This is a genomic window from Streptomyces boluensis (genome assembly GCF_009908195.1).
GTDB classification, from domain to species: Bacteria; Actinomycetota; Actinomycetes; order Streptomycetales; family Streptomycetaceae; genus Streptomyces; species Streptomyces boluensis.
In genome coordinates this window covers 1-2,329 of record NZ_JAAAHS010000636.1, presented here as the reverse complement: position 1 = coordinate 2,329, position 2,329 = coordinate 1, and the positions used below count along the sequence as shown (strand labels likewise).

Sequence of the window (2,329 nt, the reverse complement as noted above, 5' to 3'; positions counted from 1 at the left end):
GGGGTGGGGTCGGGTGCGGATCGTCTCCCACGGGGGCTCCTGTGGTGCTCTGCGGGGCGGAATGGGCGCGGCAGAGGGATGCTCTGCGGCGGCATGGGCGCGGCAGAGAATATGACGGTCCGTCAGATCAGGGAAGGGGTCGCGCGGGAGATGGTTCGGTACGCAACGACTCGGCCCCCGGCGCCTGTTGGGTGCCGGGGGCCGTGAGCGGAGTACGGAATCAGGCGGACGCGCAGTTCGGGCAGACGCCGCGGTAGGTGACCTCGACGTCCGAGACCGTGAAGCCGAAGCGCTCGGAGTCGGGGAGGTCGGCCAGCGGGTTGCCCGCGGGGTGCACGTCGCGGATCGCGCCGCAGCGGGCGCAGACCAGGTGCTGGTGGGGGTGGTGGGCGTTCGGGTCGTACCGCTTCGCCCTGCGGTCGGTGGAGACCTCGAGGACCTCGCCGAGGGTCACCAGCTCGCCCAGGGTGTTGTACACGGTCGCCCGGGAGATCTCCGGCAGCCGGGTCACCGCGCGCGCGTGCACCTCGTCGGCTGTGAGGTGGACATGCTCGCCGTCGAGGACCTCGGCCACGACACGTCGCTGCGCGGTCATGCGCCAGCCGCGTCCGCGCAGTCGCTCCAGAAGGTCACTCATGCGGGTCAGCGTAACAGTCGGAGGGGTCCAGTCCCGAACTGGTGTGAGTCTGGATGCTTACTTGACTTAGACAATGTCCAGTGTAGGGTCGGAAACGGCTTACGCCAAGGGACAGGACTTGCAGGTAGATGACGCAGGAGGCGCACGTGACGCAGGGACCGCTGACCACGGAGGCCGGTGCTCCGGTCGCCGACAACCAGAACAGTGAGACGGCGGGCGTCGGCGGCCCGGTGCTCGTCCAGGACCAGCTGCTCCTGGAGAAGCTGGCCCACTTCAACCGTGAGCGCATCCCGGAGCGCATCGTCCACGCGCGTGGTGCGGGTGCGTACGGCACGTTCACGCTGACCCGGGACGTCTCGCAGTGGACGCGGGCCAAGTTCCTCTCCGAGGTCGGCAAGGAGACCGAGACCTTCCTGCGGTTCTCGACCGTGGCGGGCAACCTCGGTGCGGCCGACGCGGTGCGCGACCCGCGTGGCTGGGCGCTGAAGTTCTATACCGAGGAGGGCAATTACGACCTCGTCGGCAACAACACCCCGGTGTTCTTCATCAAGGACGCCATCAAGTTCCCGGACTTCATCCACACCCAGAAGCGCGACCCGTACACGGGCTCGCAGGAGGCGGACAACGTCTGGGACTTCTGGGGTCTGTCGCCCGAGGCCACGCACCAGGTGACCTGGCTGTTCGGCGACCGCGGCATCCCCGCCTCGTACCGCCACATGAACGGGTACGGCTCGCACACGTTCCAGTGGAACAACGAGGCCGGTGAGGTGTTCTGGGTCAAGTACCACTTCAAGACCGACCAGGGCATCAAGAACCTGACCGCCGACGAGGCCGCGAAGCTCGCCGGTGAGGACCCGGACTCGCACCAGCGCGACCTGCGTGAGTCCATCGAGCGCGGTGAGTTCCCGTCCTGGACCGTGCAGGTGCAGATCATGCCGGCGGCGGACGCGGCGAACTACCGCTTCAACCCGTTCGACCTCACCAAGGTGTGGCCGCACGAGGACTACCCGCCGATCGAGATCGGCAAGCTGGAGCTCAACCGCAACCCGGAGAACATCTTCGCCGAGGTCGAGCAGTCGATCTTCAGCCCCGCGCACTTCGTGCCGGGCATCGGTCCCTCGCCGGACAAGATGCTGCAGGGCCGCCTCTTCGCGTACGGCGATGCGCACCGCTACCGCGTCGGCATCAACGCCGACCACCTGCCGGTGAACCGCCCGCACGCCACCGAGGCGCGCACCAACTCGCGGGACGGGTACCTGTACGACGGCCGCCACAAGGGCGCGAAGAACTACGAGCCGAACTCCTTCGGTGGCCCGCACCAGATCGACCGTCCGCTGTGGGTGTCGAGCGCGGTGACCGGCGGCACCGGCAACCACGCGGCCGCGACGCACGCCGAGGACAGCGACTTCGTGCAGGCGGGCGACCTCTACCGGCTGATGTCCGAGGACGAGAAGCAGCGTCTGGTCGACAACCTCGCGGGGAACATCGCGGGCGTCTCGCGCGATGACATCGCCGAGCGCGCGATCGACAACTTCCGCCGGGCGGACGGTGACTTCGGCAAGCGTCTGGAGGCCGCGGTCCAGGCCCTGCGCGGCTGACACCGAGGCGATTGCCGTAGGCCGGAGGGCCGGATCCCCGTGGGGGTCCGGCCCTCTCGGCGTGCGCGGGGCCGGCGGGCGGGTGCGGTTCTAG

Annotated in this window: 2 protein-coding genes; one reads left to right on the top strand and one right to left on the bottom strand. The window is 68.7% G+C overall.

Annotation, left to right across the window (positions count from 1 at the left end):
• Nucleotides 1-220: 220 nt before the first annotated feature.
• Nucleotides 221-637, bottom strand: a complete 417-nt coding sequence (locus GUY60_RS36905; RefSeq protein ID WP_161705871.1) for a Fur family transcriptional regulator — start codon at nucleotides 635-637, stop codon at nucleotides 221-223.
• 128 nt (nucleotides 638-765) lie between these two features.
• Here GUY60_RS36905 and GUY60_RS36900 point away from each other — a divergent pair, with 128 nt between their 5' ends.
• The gene (locus tag GUY60_RS36900) at nucleotides 766-2,235 is read left to right on the top strand and encodes a catalase (RefSeq protein ID WP_161705870.1); all 1,470 of its coding nucleotides are present in this window, start codon (nucleotides 766-768) and stop codon (nucleotides 2,233-2,235) included.
• Nucleotides 2,236-2,329: the final 94 nt, after the last annotated feature.

Coding starts and splice junctions, on each gene's coding strand:
- GUY60_RS36905 (WP_161705871.1), bottom strand. CDS start 637: ATGAGTGACCTTCTGGAGCGACTGCGCGGACGCGGCTGGCGCATGACC.
- GUY60_RS36900 (WP_161705870.1), top strand. CDS start 766: ATGACGCAGGAGGCGCACGTGACGCAGGGACCGCTGACCACGGAGGCC.